Source organism: Flavobacterium sp. HJSW_4, assembly GCF_042436695.1.
Lineage (GTDB): Bacteria > Bacteroidota > Bacteroidia > Flavobacteriales > Flavobacteriaceae > Flavobacterium.
The window spans coordinates 1-15,008 of the sequence record NZ_JBHNPP010000040.1 but is presented as its reverse complement, the minus strand read 5'-3'; the positions used below and the strand labels follow the sequence as shown (position 1 = coordinate 15,008).

The window sequence follows — 15,008 nt, the reverse complement described above, 5'->3', positions numbered from 1 at the left end:
TCACAATCAAAAAGAAAATAATATTTTGACTGTAATTGAAAATTTGGCGTTAAATTTGCCGTATCAATCACAATCAAAAATCATCAATCATGTTAAAACAATTTTTTATCCTATGTTCAGGAGTCGACCGAGACATCCTGAAAGACTGCTCAGAAGGCGAACAAACCAAATATGTTGGTATTGGAGCCACTGTATTCTTTACAGCAGTTATGGCCTTTTTGGCTAGTGCTTATGCGCTTTTTACCGTTTTCGATTCTATTTATCCCGCTTTGATTTTTGGATTTGTATGGAGTTTACTGATTTTTAATCTGGACAGATTTATCGTTTCGACCATTAAAAAAAGAGATCGTTTTATGGACGAATTTCTTCAAGCAACTCCACGTATCGCATTGGCAGTCATTATTGCGATTGTAATTTCGAAACCTTTAGAGATTAAAATCTTTGAAAAAGAAATCAATACCGTTTTATTGAAAGAGAAAAACGAAATGGAATTGGCTAATAAAAAGCAAGTTGGAAATTACTTCAAATCAGATTTAGATAAAAATAAAGCTGAAATTGCGGCGCTAAAAGCTGATATCGCAAAGAAAGAGAAAGAAGTAAACGATTTGTATTCTGTTTATATTACTGAAGCCGAAGGAACTACCGGAACTAAGAAATTAGGAAAAGGTCCAGTTTACAAAGAAAAACGCGAAAAACACGATGCAGCGCTGAAAGAATTTACAACTTTAAAGACAACAAATGAAGCTAAGATCGCAGAGAAAGATAAAGCTGGAAAACAATTGCAAGCCGATTTAGACAAAAAAATTTCTCAGACACAGCCAATTATTGAAGGTTTTGACGGATTAATGGCGCGTATCAATGCATTGAATAAACTGCCTTGGTTGCCATCATTTTTTATAATGCTGTTGTTTTTAGCAATTGAAACCTCGCCAATTATTGCCAAATTATTAACGCCAAAAGGAGAATTCGATTTCAAACAAGAAGAAGCCGAAACGGCGATGAAAGCAACGCTGACTCAAAATAAATACAAACGTGAGTTGCTTGTAAAAACTAGTGCCGAAATGCACGATAGAGTTTACGCCGATATTGCCGGAGACAGAGGTTTATTCGAATTACAGAAAAAAAATGCAAAAGAATTGCTGGAATTACAATCGCATAAATTTGTAGAGAAACAGAAAGCGACTTTATAAGTTCAAAGTTGTTAAGTACAAAGTACAAAGTTTAAAAAGAAAAGCCAGAAATAGAATCTCTATTTCTGGCTTTTTTATATTAAACAAAGTCAATAAACTCTGCACTTTGTACTCAGAGCTTTGTACTTTAAAATTACATATAGCTCAAAATCTCTTTTTTATAAGCGTCATATTCTCCTTGCATGATTAAACCATTATCAAGAAGTTTTTTATAATTCTGTAATTTATCGAAAAGTTCTTCTTTAGATAAATCGCTCAATCTACGTTCTCCAGCAGGTTGAGTTGGTTGAACAGGTTGAGTTGGAAGCGGTTCAAAAGTTTCTGTAACAGCAGGAGCAGCTGGTAAAATTTCAGCAAAGCTTGTAACTTCTTCAGCTTCTACTTCTTCGATTTCATCTTCAATTTCTGGTTCAGCTTCTTCCACAATTTCTTGAACTGGAACTGCAGTCTGAACTGGATTTTTCAATAAATCTAATTGCTCTTTAGCATAAGTATACATTTTTCTAGCCTGAATTTTCGGAATATAATCTATAGAAAGAATCAGGTCTGTATCAGTGCTAAATGAAAATTCAGAACCTAAAATGTTTTCTTTTACAAATGCACCTGTAATATCATCCCAAGTATAATCTGTAAAATTCATTGAAAGACCTAAGTTTTTAGGCGTGCAAATAATGATACGTTTATTGGTTAAGATTATACTATCCGGAAAAACAGTGATTGCAGGTTTTTTTTGTACGGCGATGTAGCCAACTTCTTCACCTTTCATCAATAAATCATTAAGTTTCGAAGTTATTTTTTCGATCGCTTTAGGATCTTGTTCTTCGTTCAGAAATTTTTTAAATTGTTCTTTCATTGTTTATTAGTTGCTAAGTTTCAAAGCGGCTGAGCTGCTAAGTATTTTTTCTTACGATGCAAATGTAATGCCTAATTTTCTAATTCAACAATTTCATTTTGAATTTTCTTTGTCAAACTTTTAAAGACCAATTCGTACGAATGATCAATGAGTTCTTTCACGAATTTATCAGGTAAATTTCCGTTTAAAGAAATAGTATTCCAATGCACTTTACTCATATGAAAACCCGGTTGTATTTCGTCATATTCCGCTCGGAGTTCCTGTGCGCGATCAGGATCACATTTCAAGTTTGTCGATTGTTCATTCTTTTCCCATTGCGAAAGAGAAGATAAAGCAAACATTTTTCCGCCCACTTTAAAAACCAAAGTATCTTCATCAAAAGGAAAATGTTCGCTAACTCCTTTTTTTGAAAGACAATATTCGTAAAACGTTTCTAAATTCATAATTGTTTATTTACCAATTTCACCTAAATGTGTGTATTTAAAACCCTTTTCATATTTCAGGCCGTAACCAAAAATACGATCCATTGCAGAATGTGAAAATAAAATAATTCCGGCTAATTGCACAATTTCAATACTTAAATAACAACCAACAGCATAAATTAAAAGCGCAATTCCTTTGTGATGAAAGATGTTATAAAGAAGCGCTCCAACTTTGTTTCCAAAAGCATACCCAATCATCGATAAATCGGGAGCTAAGATTAAAGCTAAAAACCACCACCATTCATAATTTAAGCGGTTGAATAAAAAGATGCCAAGAATAAATAAAGCGACTTCTTCAAGTTTTAAAACTGTTTTCATTTGACTATTTTTTCCATCATCTTTTCGGGATGATTTAGTTTTGTAAATCCGAATTTCTCGTATAAAAAGTGCGCGTCAGTAGTTGCCAATCGCCAGATTTTAACTTCTTGTAATTGAGGATCATTCATCATCGTTTCAATTAAAATAGATGAGAATCCTTTTCCGCGATGTTCTTCTGTAATGAAAACGTCCATTAAATAAGCAAAAACGACATAATCAGTTATCACACGCGCAAAACCAACTTGTTTATCATCTAGATAAATTCCAAAACAAACAGAAGCATCGATTGTGCGCTGAACTTCTTCCATTGTTCGTCCTGCGGCCCAATAAATGTCTTTTAAAAAGTTTTGGATGAATGGAACGTCGAGTTTTGTTTTATCTGTAGAGACTGTTATCATAGGATTTTTTTGCCACGAATTACACGAATTTTCACTAATTTCTTTTTTATTTTGCGACAGATTAAAGTATTAAAAATGATTTAATCTGTGAGAATCTTTTTAATCTGAGGCAAAAAATAATTCGCGAAAATTCGTCTAATTCGTGGCTAACTTTTTTAAATTTTATATAATATCGGCTTGCTCGGACTAGCATCATTTTCAAACGAAGCAATTTGAAGATTTAGAATATAATTTCCATCTTCAATTTCGTCTGCAACATAAATCATTTCTGTAATTGTGGCATTTAATCTCGCGTCTGAATTTAAGTTTAAAGTATCTTTTACATTCCAAAACGCCTTGTGAGCCAATAATTTTCCTTCATCATGTTCTTTATCCACACTTGGCAAATCAATCAATAAATGTTGAATTTCGCTTTCGCGGATAAAAATTGCAACTTCTTCACTTAAATAAGGCGGATTTGTATTCGAATATTTTCTTGATTTTTTATCCAGTTCATTTGGAATTGTTCTGATGATCAAAGCTTCGTTTGTCATACTGAGCGAAGTCGAAGTGCTCAACGCATTTTCAATTTGCTCTTTCGTAATCACAAAATCATCCCCAATTTTTTCAGGTTCAATCGTAATCAATTTTGCAGTAAAGAAAAACTGTTTCAACGATTGATTAATACTATAAAAATCATTCGTTATATGTCCCAAACATTCCGTGTGCGTTCCGTGCCCATGCGGATTGAAGAAAATATTATTAAAATTTGTAGATGATTTTCCTTCAGAAACCTTCCCAATCCAGTCGCCAAAAACAACAGGTTCAATAGAAGGTTTTTCGATATACCAAGCAATTGGGTTTTCGTCGGTATTGGTTAAAGGAATTGAGATATCAATGGGTTTTGATAAGTCTATTTCAAAAATTTCACCATTGTGTTTTATTGTGGAAAACATATTTGAATACTTTTTAATGATTATCGAAAATTGAGCACCATTCAGAATAATAATTTCCTGCCCAATTTTTCATGTTTTTAAAATACCACTTTGCAGCATTTTCAGCAAGATTAAAACCATTTTCGTCATCTATTATAGATTCCTCTTCAAAGTTTGTTAAAGCATGGTGAATTGCGGCACTGCAAAGAAGAAATTGACCAATAGAGTCAGCTATTGTTTCGCCATAATCCCAACTTCCAGCCCCATGCATTAGTTTTTGTATTCCATTCTCTGGATGACTTAAATCTATTATAACTGGATCTGCGCCTTCATCAGCAAGAATAAAAAAGCTTTCATTCCAATCTTCAATTTTTGTGTTTTTTACTGGGTTGAAATTATAGCCATCTTGTTTAAATTTTAGATTATCAACACCATAAATGCATATTGGATTCCCTACTGTCGTGAAATAAAAATCGTTTAATGAGGCAAAATTAGTGATGTATTCTTTCAAAGAATCTGGAATTGCAACTCCAAACTCATTTTCTAATCTTTCAACATGATTTTGGTTTTTTGATTTCCCAAATGAAAATTCTTCATTTGTGTTCCAAAATTTTTTTATTTCTAAAATGGCTGTTTCTAAATTCATTCTTTTAAGATTTGTTTTACGAATTTAAATAAAACAAATCACTAGCAATTCCATCCGTTAAAAATTTTCCTTTTGGAGTTGGTTTTAAGATGTTGTTTTCAATTGAAAGCAAATCATCATTTAAGAATTTTTGAGCTTGTTTTTGAAGATAGTTCAGATAATCCAAACCAAATTCTTTTTCAATTCTTTCTAAAGAAACGCCCCAAATCGTTCTTAGTCCCGTCATAATATATTCATTATAACGATCAGAAATCGTTAAAATTTCAGTTTCAATAGGAAGTTCATTGTTTTGAATTGCTTTGATGTAAAGCGAATTATTAGCAATATTCCAACCTCTTTTTTTGCCGTCATAACTATGCGCAGAAGGACCGATTCCGATGTATTTTTTACCCAGCCAATATGCCGAATTGTTTTTAGAAAAATAATTCTCCTTTCCAAAATTCGATAATTCGTAATGAATAAAGCCGTTATTTTGAAGCATTTCAACCAAAATCATAAAATGGTTTGAAGCGACTTCGTCTTGAGGTTCGGCGATTTTTCCAGTTTGAATTAATTTGCTTAAAGCTGTTTTCGGTTCAACAGTCAAAGCATAACTCGAAATATGCGGAATACCAAAATCTAAAGCCGTTTGAATATTCTGTCTCCACATTTCGTCGCTCATTCCCGGAATTCCGTAAATCAAATCCAAAGAAATGTTGTGGAAATATTTAGTGGCTTCTTCTAGACATTTTTTGGCTTCCGCCGAATTATGAGCACGATTCATCATCTTCAAATCATCTTCATAAAAAGACTGAATTCCAATGCTTAAACGATTTATCGGACTTTTAGATAATTCTAAAATTCTCTCAGCAGACAAGTCATCAGGATTTGCTTCCAGCGTAATTTCAGGATTTTCAACGACTTTATAATTCTTGTAAACTTCAGAAATCAGAAAGTTAATTTCTTCATTACTAAGAACAGAAGGCGTTCCTCCGCCAAAGTATATCGTTTCAATGATATTGTCATCCTGAGAGGAGTCGAAGGGTTTGCGCATGCCAATTTCTTTAGCCAAAGCCAAAACCATATCGTCTTTCTTTTTCATTGAAGTCGAAAAATGAAAGTCGCAGTAATGGCAAGCCTGCTTGCAAAAAGGTATGTGAATGTAGATGCCCGACATTTTTAATTAGATAATTAGAAAATGTGTCAATTAGATAATTTATTCGTTGTCTACAGAATTATCTAATTATCAAATTTTCTCATTGACACATTATTTTTTCACTCGATCCTCATTCTGTTTTACAAAAGCATCCCAACCAGAATAACTTTTTCCTGCAATAACTTTTCCTGAATTAAAATGATGGCAAACCGCAGCTGCCAAACCATCTGTTGAATCGAGATTTTTTGGTAATTCTTTTAAACCTAAAAGCTGTTGCAGCATTTTAGCAACTTGTTCTTTGCTGGCATTTCCGTTTCCAGTAATCGCCATTTTTATCTTTTTAGGTTCGTATTCCGTAATCGGAATTCCTCTTGAAAGTCCCGCTGCCATGGCTACACCTTGCGCGCGTCCTAATTTCAACATCGATTGAACGTTTTTACCGAAGAAAGGAGCTTCAATAGCAATTTCGTCAGGACAATGCGTTTCGATTAATTCGATAGTTCTTTCAAAAATAATTCTTAGTTTTTGGTAATGATTGTCGTATTTGGAAAGTTGCAATTCGTTCAATTGCAGAAATTCCATTTTTTTATTGATTACTTTAATCAATCCAAAACCCATAATTGTCGTTCCAGGGTCAATACCTAATATGATGCGTTCTTGTGTCAAGAGGTTTTTTGTTTCAAGTTTAAGGTTTCATGTTTAGAAAATAGGCACATTTTCTAATTCTCAAATTGCCACATTTGCATTACTTTTGCGACATGATTTCAATTCCACACAAAGCTAAGCAATTCCTTGTTCTTCTAGTCAAACTTTTGATTGTAGGTGGCGCATTTTATTTTATTTACAATCAGCTGGCAAATAACGACAAACTAGATTGGAACAAATTCATTGTTTTGTTTAAGAAAAACCAATCGGTTTTAGGAGTTGGATTCATTTTACTTTTGAGCGTTTTGAACCGTTATTTCGAGATTTTGAAATGGCAGAATCTGGGGCAAGTAATTCATAAAATATCGGTTTACGAAGCTACAAAACAGGTTTTAGCAGCTTTAACAGCCGGAATTTTTACGCCAAATGGAGTAGGAGAGTACGCTGGAAAAGCATTGTATTACCCAAAATCTGAAGCAAAAAGAGTAGTTTTCTTAAACCTAATTTGCAACGGAATCCAGATGATTTTAACCATCATTTTTGGAATTTTCGGATTGCTTTATTTCAACGCTCAATTTAATGTAATTACAAGCAAAACAGTTCTTATTCTCTTTGGCGGATTTGTATTGCTTCTGATTATTTTATTTTCCATTAAAAAGATAAAAATAAAAGGATATTCGATTGAAAAACTGATTCATAAAATCAATGAAATTCCAAAAACGGTTCATCAAAAAAACATCTTTTTAGGGATCTGCCGTTACTTGGTTTTTTCGCATCAATACTATTTTTTGTTTTTAGGTTTTGATGTCGATTTGCCTTATTTAACATTAATTGCAGCAATTACCTCAGTTTACTTTTTGGCGTCTTCATTGCCAACATTTCAGTTTTTAGATTTTGCTGTAAAAGGAAGTGTGGCCATTTATTTCTTCGGAATTCTTGGTGTAAACGAGTGGATTGTTATTTTCATCAGCACTTTAATGTGGTTTTTAAACGTAGTTCTTCCAGTGGTTTTAGGAAGTTATTTTGTGCTGAATTTTAAAACTAAAACCACAGAATGATTTTCGGATTATTCTTCATATTAGCCATTTATCTCATTAGTATTACTTTGCTTATTTATGGTTTTTTCAAAGTAAAAAGATACCAAAAAACTGATTTAGAACCCAAAACTAGCTTTACCATAATAGTTCCGTTTCGAAACGAAAAAGAGAACCTGCCAATACTTTTAGAGAGTTTTTCTGCTTTAAATTATCCAAAAGATTTGTTTCACGTTATTTTGGTTGATGATAGTTCAGATGAAAAATTTCAGGTTTCAGGTTTCAAGTTTCAAGTTTCCCAAATCGACAATATTCGGGTTTCAAATTCTCCCAAAAAAGATGCGATTACAACCGCAATGCACCATGTAAAAACCGATTGGGTTATTACTACAGATGCCGATTGTATTGTTCCAGAAAACTGGCTTTTAACTTTTGACAATTATATTCAGCAAAATAATATTTCGATGCTTGCGGGCGCTGTAACATATAACTGCGGAAACTCTTTTTTAGATCATTTTCAGCAGTTGGATTTAACGAGTTTGCAAGGCGCGACGATTGGAAGCTTTGGCTTGAACAAAGGATTTATGTGTAACGGAGCTAATTTTGCTTACACGAAATCATTGTTTGAAAACTTAAACGGTTTTGAAGGAAATGACAAAATAGCCAGCGGAGATGATGTTTTTTTACTTCAAAAAGCAACTGAAAAATTCCCAAAAGAAGTTCATTATTTAAAAGCTCATGGTGCCATTGTAACTACGAAACCAACAGAAAACTGGAAAGGATTGTTTCATCAAAGAGTGCGTTGGGCGGCTAAAACTAGTTCGTATAAAAGTACTTTTGGTAAATTTTTGGGTTTGATTGTTTTCTTTGGAAATCTGAGTTTTGTAATTGGATTTTTCCTTCTGCTTTTCGGAATTTGGTCGTATCCGATTTTTGTGATTTTTGCTTTTTCGAAGTTTGCAATTGATTTTGTTTTGCTTTCAATAACCAATCAATTTTTGACAAAAAGTAGAATTAAAAGCCTTTTGCTGAGTAGTTTGTTATATCCGTTTTTTAGCTCGACTGTGGCTTTGTACAGTTTGTTTGGTTCTTACGAATGGAAAGACCGTGAGTTTAAAAAATAACTTCTTCTGAAAATGAATGCCCTAGCCCTGATGGGAGCGGCATCCTTTTGTGGTGGGGGTTCACCACAAAAGATATAGCGTACAGCAGGAATCAGCTCCTGATAAAACTACTTTTTTTCTTTTGCTTTTATAATGACCGGCAGAATAAATTGCGTTTTTACTGGAATACCGCGCTTTATGGCTGGATTTACTTTAGGAAAATCAATCAGACGCGCGTGTAGAATGCTGTCGATTTTGATGGTGTCGTAAACTACGGTGTCTTTAGGAAATTCAGGTTCAAATTTCATCGTTGAGTTTGGAAAAACGGTTACTTTTACTTCTATCGTATCCAATTCTGGATATAAAATCGATAAAGTATCAACGTTAAGTTTTTCTTGAATAAGGTTCGACATGACTTCAAAAAAGCATTGCTGGCGAAGTTTTTTATCGGCAATTTTATCGCAATCTGGAACAGAAGGATATTCGTCAACTTCTTTCCAATTGATTGATTTTAATTCTTTCTGAAGTAACTCTTTTTCAGACGGAACCTGCTTCTCAAAATATTGACAAGAATGAAAAGTTACGCATATAAAAAGAAGAAAAAACTGCCTCAAGATTTGGATGTTGAATGAATGAACAAAAATACGATTTACTTTTTTTAGAATCTTTCGATTACTTTTGAATCTTAAACTTTGCGAGAATACATTTTTGGGGATTTGTATAGCAAAGAATAAAAATAGTAATTTGTAAGAACAAATTTATCAAAAAAATATGGATTTATTACTGCTCATTCTTGGTTTTATATGTATGATTGTTGGCATTTTTGGAAGTTTTATTCCTGTTCTTCCAGGTTTGTCCAGTTCTTGGGTCGGATTGCTTTTGCTGTATTTAACCAAAACCGTAGAAAACAATTACTGGGTTCTCGGAATCACTTTTGTTCTCATGGTCATCATTACTATATTAGATTATGTTATTCCGTCTAGAGGGACTAAAAAATTTGGCGGAAGTTCTTATGGAGTCTGGGGAACCAACATTGGATTGATTGTCGGAATCTTTGCACCTATCCCGTTTGGAGTGATAATCGGTCCATTTTTAGGGGCTTTCATAGGAGAATTAATGTACGACTCCCAAGATCACAAACGAGCGTTAAAAGCGGCCACTGGATCGCTATTAGGATTTCTCGCTTCGAGTTTTGTTAACTTTCTCTTTACAGTGGTTTATTTGGGTATATTTTTGAATGTCGCATGGGAATATCGAAACATTTTTTTTTAATTCTATAACATTTTCAGCTTTTTAGCGTTGTCTGTAAAAATAAATATCAAACTTTTCTTAACTTTTTTTGTTTTGTGTTTGAGTACGAAATGGTTGAGTTTACTAGTGTTAAGACGTTTTTAGTGTTAACGACGGGTTATTAAGAGGGTAAATTTTTAACTTAATTTTTGGAAATGTTAAAATATTTTATATTTTTATCACGATAAACGATAAAAAGCCTCATTTTGTCGATTATTTTAAATCAGTATAAATAATCATTTTTTAAGTTATGAGTATGACCCCAAACCTACAAATTGAACTTAGACGCTTTATTTCTTCTAATGTTGTCTCCAAGTTAAACAAGTTTTATTTTGAGAATGATGCACTTTTAATAAAGGGAATAGACGTCTCGATCGGTACAATTTTAATGGGACTCTACAACAAAGCCGAAGAATCTGATTTTTACTCTGAAATCGTTTCGTTAATCCAAGAAGATTCTACTTTTTACCAAGAAATAGATTTTAATGCAGGCAGAATTTTATCAGTCGACGACTGTTACCGTTTGGAAGGAAATGTTTTACTGAAAGAACTCTTCTCAAACAAAAAAGGAAGAATTTCAGAAATGGTTTCAAACGAAGTTGGTATAAAAAGCGAAACTGCCAGAGAAATACTTAACTTTTCAGCATTACTTGTAATGTCTTACTTGAGAAACAATCTTCAATTAATAGAAAGTTTAAAACTCCTTTTAGAAGATCAAAAAAGAGACATTTTAAACAGCATTCCTCCCGGAATCAAAATCATCCTAGGTTTTTCATCTTACGAAACTGTAGAAGATAAAAACCAATCTATCGGAAGATCTATTTTTACCCTTTTCGGACATAATTTCTTTAGTTTCTAAAAATAAAAAATCCCATTTTCTAAGAAAACAGGATTCATTTATAATTTAAATTTGAAAAGCAATTATATGTTTTTCAAATTGATAATTTCTTGATCGGTCAAAAAGCGCCAGTTTCCGCGAGGAAGATTCTTTTTGGTTAATCCAGCAAAAGAAACTCGGTCAATACGCAATACATTGTATTCGAAAGATTCAAAAATAGCACGCACCACTTTTACGTTAGCAGTACGCAGTTTAAGACCAACTTCACTTTTTGGTTCATTGTCAATGTAGCTTACTTCTTCAACAAAAACGCGGTGTCCGTCAAGAACTAAACCTTTGCTGATTTTTTCTAAATCTTCAAATTTCAAGTTTTTATCTAAAGAAATCTGATAGATTTTAGAAGATTTCTGATTTGGTAAAGTAAACTTACGAATCATATCAGTATCGTTTGTAAACAATAGTAAACCAGTAGTATTCTTGTCCATTCTTCCAACAGCACCAATTTTAGCGTTTGTTGCACCACGAACAAGCTCTAAAACGTTACGGTATTCTTGCCCTTCATCAAAAGCAGTCGTAAAGTTTTTAGGTTTATTCAATAAAATATATTCTTTCTTTTCAGGAGTTAGCGTAACACCGTCAAAGTTTACAACATCATTCAGTTTTACCAAATAACCCATTTCGGTAACTACATTACCGTTTACTTTTACATTTCCAGACTGAATGTAAATGTCAGCATCACGACGCGAACAAACACCAGAATTAGAGATGTACTTGTTCAAACGAATTTCATCTGAAGCTTTTTGTCTCTTTGCCGGCTGATTTTGTTTTCTAAATTTTTCAGCTGCTGCTTCCTGTGCTGCCTTAACTTCAGGTTTTACTTTTTTAGGCCCTTGCGCGCGCTTAGCCATAGGAGGTTTTGGCTTGCTAGAGTTTGGTCTTGAGCTATTTGGTCTAGATCCGCCTCTTTTATTATTGCCTTCCTTGTTGTTCATAGAATCATTAATTTGTGCAAAGATAGTTTTTTCCTGCTAATAAAACTTAAGTTCATTGTTCTTAGATTAATAGCATTGATTTTTAAATAGTTTAGAAGCATTAGAATTGGCTTCTTTTAAATATTTTGTAGAAATAAAAACCTTAATAATTAGAAATCAATTCCCTTCCGTGCCACAAAACACTAGGATTGATTAGAACAATGCAAAAAACGCCAGAAACGATCAGGAATTTTAAAACATTATGAAGTCTTAAAAACTGTTCTTTAGAATTGGATTTCCATAAATAAATCAGGAAAAAAAGTAGAATTCCGAAACAGACATAAAAGTAGATATCCATGTAACCAACGTCGTAGATATTCACCAAAACATACACCGGTATGATGGTCAAAATGGTCAAAGCAGTTATGATTTGTTTAGAAATCTTTTCTCCATACAAAACTGGAATTGTTCTATAATCCGTCACTAAATCGCCTTTTAGATTTTCCAAATCTTTAATCATTTCGCGAACAAGCAAAAGTAAAAACAAGAAAACCGCATGCGCCGAAATCACCACAAAATGACTCATATGATTCTCAATTTCTTCAAACGAAATCTTATTGTAGAAATAAAGTAAAATGGCAAAAAACGGAGTAACAGCAAGCAATGCCGACATTAGGTTTCCAATAATTGGGTATTTTTTGATTTTATGAGAATAAAACCAAATCATAAAAATGTAAACCGAAAAGAACAAAAAAGCGCGCCAAGAAACAATTCCTGCCATTAAAACAGCTAGGAAATTCAAACCGAAATAAACATTCAGTTTTGTTTTCTGACTTACTAAACGATCCAACATCGATTTGTTTGGCCTGTTGATTAAGTCTTTCTGACTGTCGTAAAAATTATTGATAATATAACCCGAAGCAATTGTAACAGCCGAAGCAAAAACAATTAGAAACAAATAAAAATCCAGCAGAATATCCAGCGCTCTAATTTCTGGAGCAAGTATAAAAATTGCCGATAAATATTGTGCTAAAACAATAATTGGAATGTTATAACCTCGAACCACAGAGAACAGACTAACAATTTTCATCATTAAAAGTTTGTGCTGTCTGCTTAACATATACAATAGTTTTGTGTAGGATTAGATTGCGGAAGTTAAAAAGATATTTTGATTTTAGGGATTTCAAATTGTTTTTTTAACAATTCTTTAGACCCGAAAATGCAAATCAAAAAAATACTTTTCATCAATTTTTATTCTGAAATAATTTGATGAAAAGTATTTAGTTGTTTTTATAAAAGTAATTAGAATTGATAAACAACCTCTAATTTATAATCTTTTAAAGAAGCTTTAGCGCGTTCTAAATCTTCGGTGAAACCAAGAATATAACCGCCTCCGCCAGAACCGCAAAGTTTTAGGTAATAATCGTTGGTGTCAATTCCGTGTTGCCAGATTCCGTGAAATTGTTCTGGAATCATTGGTTTAAAGTGATTTAAAACAACTTTAGAAAGCTTTTTAGTATTGGTAAACAAAGACTTCATGTCGCCATGTAAGAAATTGTCAACGCAAGCATCAGTGTATTTTACAAATTGGTTTTTCAACATTGCACGGAAACCTTTGTCTTTTAGGTTTTCCATGAAAATGCTTACCATCGGAGCCGTTTCGCCCACAATTCCTGAATCTAGCAAAAATACAGCGCCTTTTCCGTCAAAACTTTGAGTTGGAATTCCAGTCGCTTCGATATTATCTTTAGAATTAATCAAGATCGGAATGCTCAAATAACTGTTTAAAGGGTCTAAACCAGAACTTTTCCCATGGAAAAAGCTTTCCATTTGAGAAAATATATTTTTTAACTGTAATAATTTTTCGCGAGTCAGATTCTCTAAAACGGTGATTTTGTTTGTGGCGTATTTATCATAAATAGCAGCAACAAGCGCTCCGCTGCTTCCAACGCCGTATCCTTGCGGAATACTAGAATCGAAATACATTCCAGTTTCGACATCATTTTTTAAAGTCTCCAAGTCGAAAGTAACCAATTCTGGTTGCTGTGTATGAAGAACTTCAAGGTAAGAAGCAAAACTTCTTAAGCTTTTGTTAGATGAGATTGCTTCTTCAGTAGGCTCTTCGCTTTTCTTCAAAGCGCCATTGTAAAAATTATAAGGAATAGAAAGTCCTTTAGAGTCGCGAATAATTCCGTATTCTCCAAAGAGTAATATTTTTGAGTAAAATAAGGGTCCTTTCATAATTTATTTAATGTCTTAATCTTTATTTATTCGGGGCTGAAATACTATTTTTTGAATCTAAAATTTAACTAAAGATACGCAAAATTACAATGCAATTGCACCGCTTCCAATTTTGTCGCAAATGTACTGACCATTCTGACAAAAAACAACTAATTCGTCCTGAATAAATTGTAATACTTTTTCGCTAACGTTTTCAGGATAAAGTACATGAACATTTGCTCCAGCATCTAGCGTAAAACATACTGGAATCTGAGTTTCATTTCTAAATTTCCAGATTGCATTTATGATTTGCAGTGTATTTGGTTTCATCAAAATATAATATGGCATCGAAGTCATCATCATAGCGTGCAATGTCAAAGCTTCACTTTCTACAACTTTGATGAATTCGTCTATATTCCCATTTTCAAAAATGGCAATTAATTTATCTAGATTTTCGTGTGCTTGCGCAAAACGTCTTTCAGCATACAGATGATTGTGCATTAAATCGTGACCAACCGTACTAGAAACTTGTTTTTCACCTTTATCAACCAATAAAATGGTATCTTGGTAATTCTTAAAATTTTCATGAATTGTATACGGAAATTCAACACCAAATAAATCCGTGCTTCCTTCAATATTTGCCTGATTTCCCCAAACTACAATATTTCCTTTTACGCTTCGGCAAGCGCTTCCAGAACCTAAACGAGCCAAAAATGAAGCTTTTTGATAGAAATAATCTTCCGTCATTTCTGGGTTTAGTTTTCTTTCTAAACTCATAAAATTCATTGCCAAAGCAGCCATTCCAGAAGCCGAAGAAGCGATTCCAGAACTATGAGGGAAAGTATTTTGAGTATCAATTGTAAAATGATAGTCTTTCAAAAACGGCAGATAAACTTCAATTCTTTCTAAAAACTTCTGAATCTTTGGTTTGAAATCTTCTTTTGGTTTCCCTTCAAAAAGTAGATCAAAAG

18 protein-coding genes are annotated in these 15,008 nt (G+C 33.1%); 5 read left to right on the top strand and 13 right to left on the bottom strand.

Features of this window, described 5'->3' with window-relative positions; genetic code table 11:
• Window positions 1-89: 89 nt before the first annotated feature.
• Window positions 90-1,190, top strand: a complete 1,101-nt coding sequence (locus tag ACE01P_RS22270; RefSeq protein WP_379701246.1) for a DUF4407 domain-containing protein — start codon at window positions 90-92, stop codon at window positions 1,188-1,190.
• A 133-nt stretch (window positions 1,191-1,323) separates the two neighbouring features.
• Here the strand turns inward: ACE01P_RS22270 and ACE01P_RS22265 are convergent, their stop codons facing one another.
• From ACE01P_RS22265 to ruvC, 8 genes are all read right to left on the bottom strand, one after another.
• On the bottom strand, window positions 1,324-2,043 hold the full coding sequence (locus ACE01P_RS22265; RefSeq protein WP_379701245.1) for a PH domain-containing protein: 720 nt from the start codon (window positions 2,041-2,043) through the stop codon (window positions 1,324-1,326).
• Window positions 2,044-2,114: 71 nt separating this feature from the next.
• On the bottom strand, window positions 2,115-2,486 hold the full coding sequence (locus tag ACE01P_RS22260; protein ID WP_379701244.1) for an MmcQ/YjbR family DNA-binding protein: 372 nt from the start codon (window positions 2,484-2,486) through the stop codon (window positions 2,115-2,117).
• A gap of 6 nt (window positions 2,487-2,492) precedes the next feature.
• Complete coding sequence (locus ACE01P_RS22255; RefSeq protein WP_379701243.1) at window positions 2,493-2,843, bottom strand: DUF4260 domain-containing protein; 351 nt, start codon at window positions 2,841-2,843, stop codon at window positions 2,493-2,495.
• Window positions 2,840-3,241 (bottom strand): GNAT family N-acetyltransferase, encoded by a 402-nt coding sequence (locus ACE01P_RS22250; RefSeq protein ID WP_379701242.1) that lies wholly within the window; start codon window positions 3,239-3,241, stop codon window positions 2,840-2,842. The genes ACE01P_RS22255 and ACE01P_RS22250 overlap by 4 nt, the downstream gene beginning before the upstream one ends.
• A gap of 155 nt (window positions 3,242-3,396) precedes the next feature.
• Window positions 3,397-4,176, bottom strand: coding sequence for a cyclase family protein (locus ACE01P_RS22245; protein WP_379701241.1), 780 nt, complete (start codon window positions 4,174-4,176; stop codon window positions 3,397-3,399).
• Between the two features lie 13 nt (window positions 4,177-4,189).
• Window positions 4,190-4,801: an SMI1/KNR4 family protein gene (locus tag ACE01P_RS22240; RefSeq protein ID WP_379701239.1), complete on the bottom strand. Its 612-nt coding sequence runs from the start codon at window positions 4,799-4,801 to the stop codon at window positions 4,190-4,192.
• Between the two features lie 16 nt (window positions 4,802-4,817).
• Window positions 4,818-5,957 carry a radical SAM family heme chaperone HemW gene (gene hemW / locus ACE01P_RS22235; protein WP_379701237.1) on the bottom strand — a complete coding sequence of 380 codons (1,140 nt, stop codon included), beginning with the start codon at window positions 5,955-5,957 and terminating at the stop codon, window positions 4,818-4,820.
• A 90-nt stretch (window positions 5,958-6,047) separates the two neighbouring features.
• Complete coding sequence (gene ruvC, locus ACE01P_RS22230) at window positions 6,048-6,602, bottom strand: crossover junction endodeoxyribonuclease RuvC (protein ID WP_201998946.1); 555 nt, start codon at window positions 6,600-6,602, stop codon at window positions 6,048-6,050.
• 92 nt (window positions 6,603-6,694) lie between these two features.
• Between ruvC and ACE01P_RS22225 the strand changes: the two genes are divergently transcribed.
• Window positions 6,695-7,639 carry a hypothetical protein gene (locus ACE01P_RS22225; RefSeq protein ID WP_379701236.1) on the top strand — a complete coding sequence of 315 codons (945 nt, stop codon included), beginning with the start codon at window positions 6,695-6,697 and terminating at the stop codon, window positions 7,637-7,639.
• Window positions 7,636-8,739 carry a glycosyltransferase gene (locus tag ACE01P_RS22220; RefSeq protein ID WP_379701235.1) on the top strand — a complete coding sequence of 368 codons (1,104 nt, stop codon included), beginning with the start codon at window positions 7,636-7,638 and terminating at the stop codon, window positions 8,737-8,739. The genes ACE01P_RS22225 and ACE01P_RS22220 overlap by 4 nt, the downstream gene beginning before the upstream one ends.
• Before the next feature lie 107 nt (window positions 8,740-8,846).
• Here ACE01P_RS22220 and ACE01P_RS22215 read toward each other — a convergent pair whose 3' ends face one another.
• On the bottom strand, window positions 8,847-9,332 hold the full coding sequence (locus ACE01P_RS22215) for a hypothetical protein (protein ID WP_379701234.1): 486 nt from the start codon (window positions 9,330-9,332) through the stop codon (window positions 8,847-8,849).
• A gap of 193 nt (window positions 9,333-9,525) precedes the next feature.
• Between ACE01P_RS22215 and ACE01P_RS22210 the strand changes: the two genes are divergently transcribed.
• Complete coding sequence (locus tag ACE01P_RS22210) at window positions 9,526-9,990, top strand: DUF456 domain-containing protein (RefSeq protein WP_379701233.1); 465 nt, start codon at window positions 9,526-9,528, stop codon at window positions 9,988-9,990.
• Between the two features lie 274 nt (window positions 9,991-10,264).
• The gene (locus ACE01P_RS22205) at window positions 10,265-10,867 is read left to right on the top strand and encodes a DUF937 domain-containing protein (protein ID WP_379701232.1); all 603 of its coding nucleotides are present in this window, start codon (window positions 10,265-10,267) and stop codon (window positions 10,865-10,867) included.
• Between the two features lie 62 nt (window positions 10,868-10,929).
• Here the strand turns inward: ACE01P_RS22205 and ACE01P_RS22200 are convergent, their stop codons facing one another.
• The 4 genes from ACE01P_RS22200 to ACE01P_RS22185 form a co-directional block, all read right to left on the bottom strand.
• Window positions 10,930-11,838: a pseudouridine synthase gene (locus ACE01P_RS22200; RefSeq protein WP_379701231.1), complete on the bottom strand. Its 909-nt coding sequence runs from the start codon at window positions 11,836-11,838 to the stop codon at window positions 10,930-10,932.
• A gap of 142 nt (window positions 11,839-11,980) precedes the next feature.
• Window positions 11,981-12,937, bottom strand: a complete 957-nt coding sequence (locus ACE01P_RS22195; RefSeq protein WP_379701230.1) for a geranylgeranylglycerol-phosphate geranylgeranyltransferase — start codon at window positions 12,935-12,937, stop codon at window positions 11,981-11,983.
• 182 nt (window positions 12,938-13,119) lie between these two features.
• Window positions 13,120-14,058: a mevalonate kinase gene (locus ACE01P_RS22190; protein ID WP_379701229.1), complete on the bottom strand. Its 939-nt coding sequence runs from the start codon at window positions 14,056-14,058 to the stop codon at window positions 13,120-13,122.
• Window positions 14,059-14,142: 84 nt separating this feature from the next.
• The coding region (locus ACE01P_RS22185) for a diphosphomevalonate/mevalonate 3,5-bisphosphate decarboxylase family protein (protein WP_379701228.1) at window positions 14,143-15,008 on the bottom strand (866 nt) is incomplete at its 5' end.

Excerpts from the sequence above, each read along its gene's own strand:
- ACE01P_RS22260 (WP_379701244.1), bottom strand. The coding sequence starts at position 2,486 with ATGAATTTAGAAACGTTTTACGAATATTGTCTTTCAAAAAAAGGAGTT.
- ACE01P_RS22270 (WP_379701246.1), top strand. The coding sequence starts at position 90 with ATGTTAAAACAATTTTTTATCCTATGTTCAGGAGTCGACCGAGACATC.
- ACE01P_RS22265 (WP_379701245.1), bottom strand. The coding sequence starts at position 2,043 with ATGAAAGAACAATTTAAAAAATTTCTGAACGAAGAACAAGATCCTAAA.
- hemW (WP_379701237.1), bottom strand. The coding sequence starts at position 5,957 with ATGTCGGGCATCTACATTCACATACCTTTTTGCAAGCAGGCTTGCCAT.
- ACE01P_RS22195 (WP_379701230.1), bottom strand. The coding sequence starts at position 12,937 with ATGTTAAGCAGACAGCACAAACTTTTAATGATGAAAATTGTTAGTCTG.
- ACE01P_RS22205 (WP_379701232.1), top strand. The coding sequence starts at position 10,265 with ATGACCCCAAACCTACAAATTGAACTTAGACGCTTTATTTCTTCTAAT.
- ACE01P_RS22200 (WP_379701231.1), bottom strand. The coding sequence starts at position 11,838 with ATGAACAACAAGGAAGGCAATAATAAAAGAGGCGGATCTAGACCAAAT.
- ACE01P_RS22245 (WP_379701241.1), bottom strand. The coding sequence starts at position 4,176 with ATGTTTTCCACAATAAAACACAATGGTGAAATTTTTGAAATAGACTTA.
- ACE01P_RS22250 (WP_379701242.1), bottom strand. The coding sequence starts at position 3,241 with ATGATAACAGTCTCTACAGATAAAACAAAACTCGACGTTCCATTCATC.
- ACE01P_RS22225 (WP_379701236.1), top strand. The coding sequence starts at position 6,695 with ATGATTTCAATTCCACACAAAGCTAAGCAATTCCTTGTTCTTCTAGTC.
- ACE01P_RS22220 (WP_379701235.1), top strand. The coding sequence starts at position 7,636 with ATGATTTTCGGATTATTCTTCATATTAGCCATTTATCTCATTAGTATT.
- ACE01P_RS22210 (WP_379701233.1), top strand. The coding sequence starts at position 9,526 with ATGATTGTTGGCATTTTTGGAAGTTTTATTCCTGTTCTTCCAGGTTTG.
- ACE01P_RS22190 (WP_379701229.1), bottom strand. The coding sequence starts at position 14,058 with ATGAAAGGACCCTTATTTTACTCAAAAATATTACTCTTTGGAGAATAC.
- ACE01P_RS22255 (WP_379701243.1), bottom strand. The coding sequence starts at position 2,843 with ATGAAAACAGTTTTAAAACTTGAAGAAGTCGCTTTATTTATTCTTGGC.
- ACE01P_RS22240 (WP_379701239.1), bottom strand. The coding sequence starts at position 4,801 with ATGAATTTAGAAACAGCCATTTTAGAAATAAAAAAATTTTGGAACACA.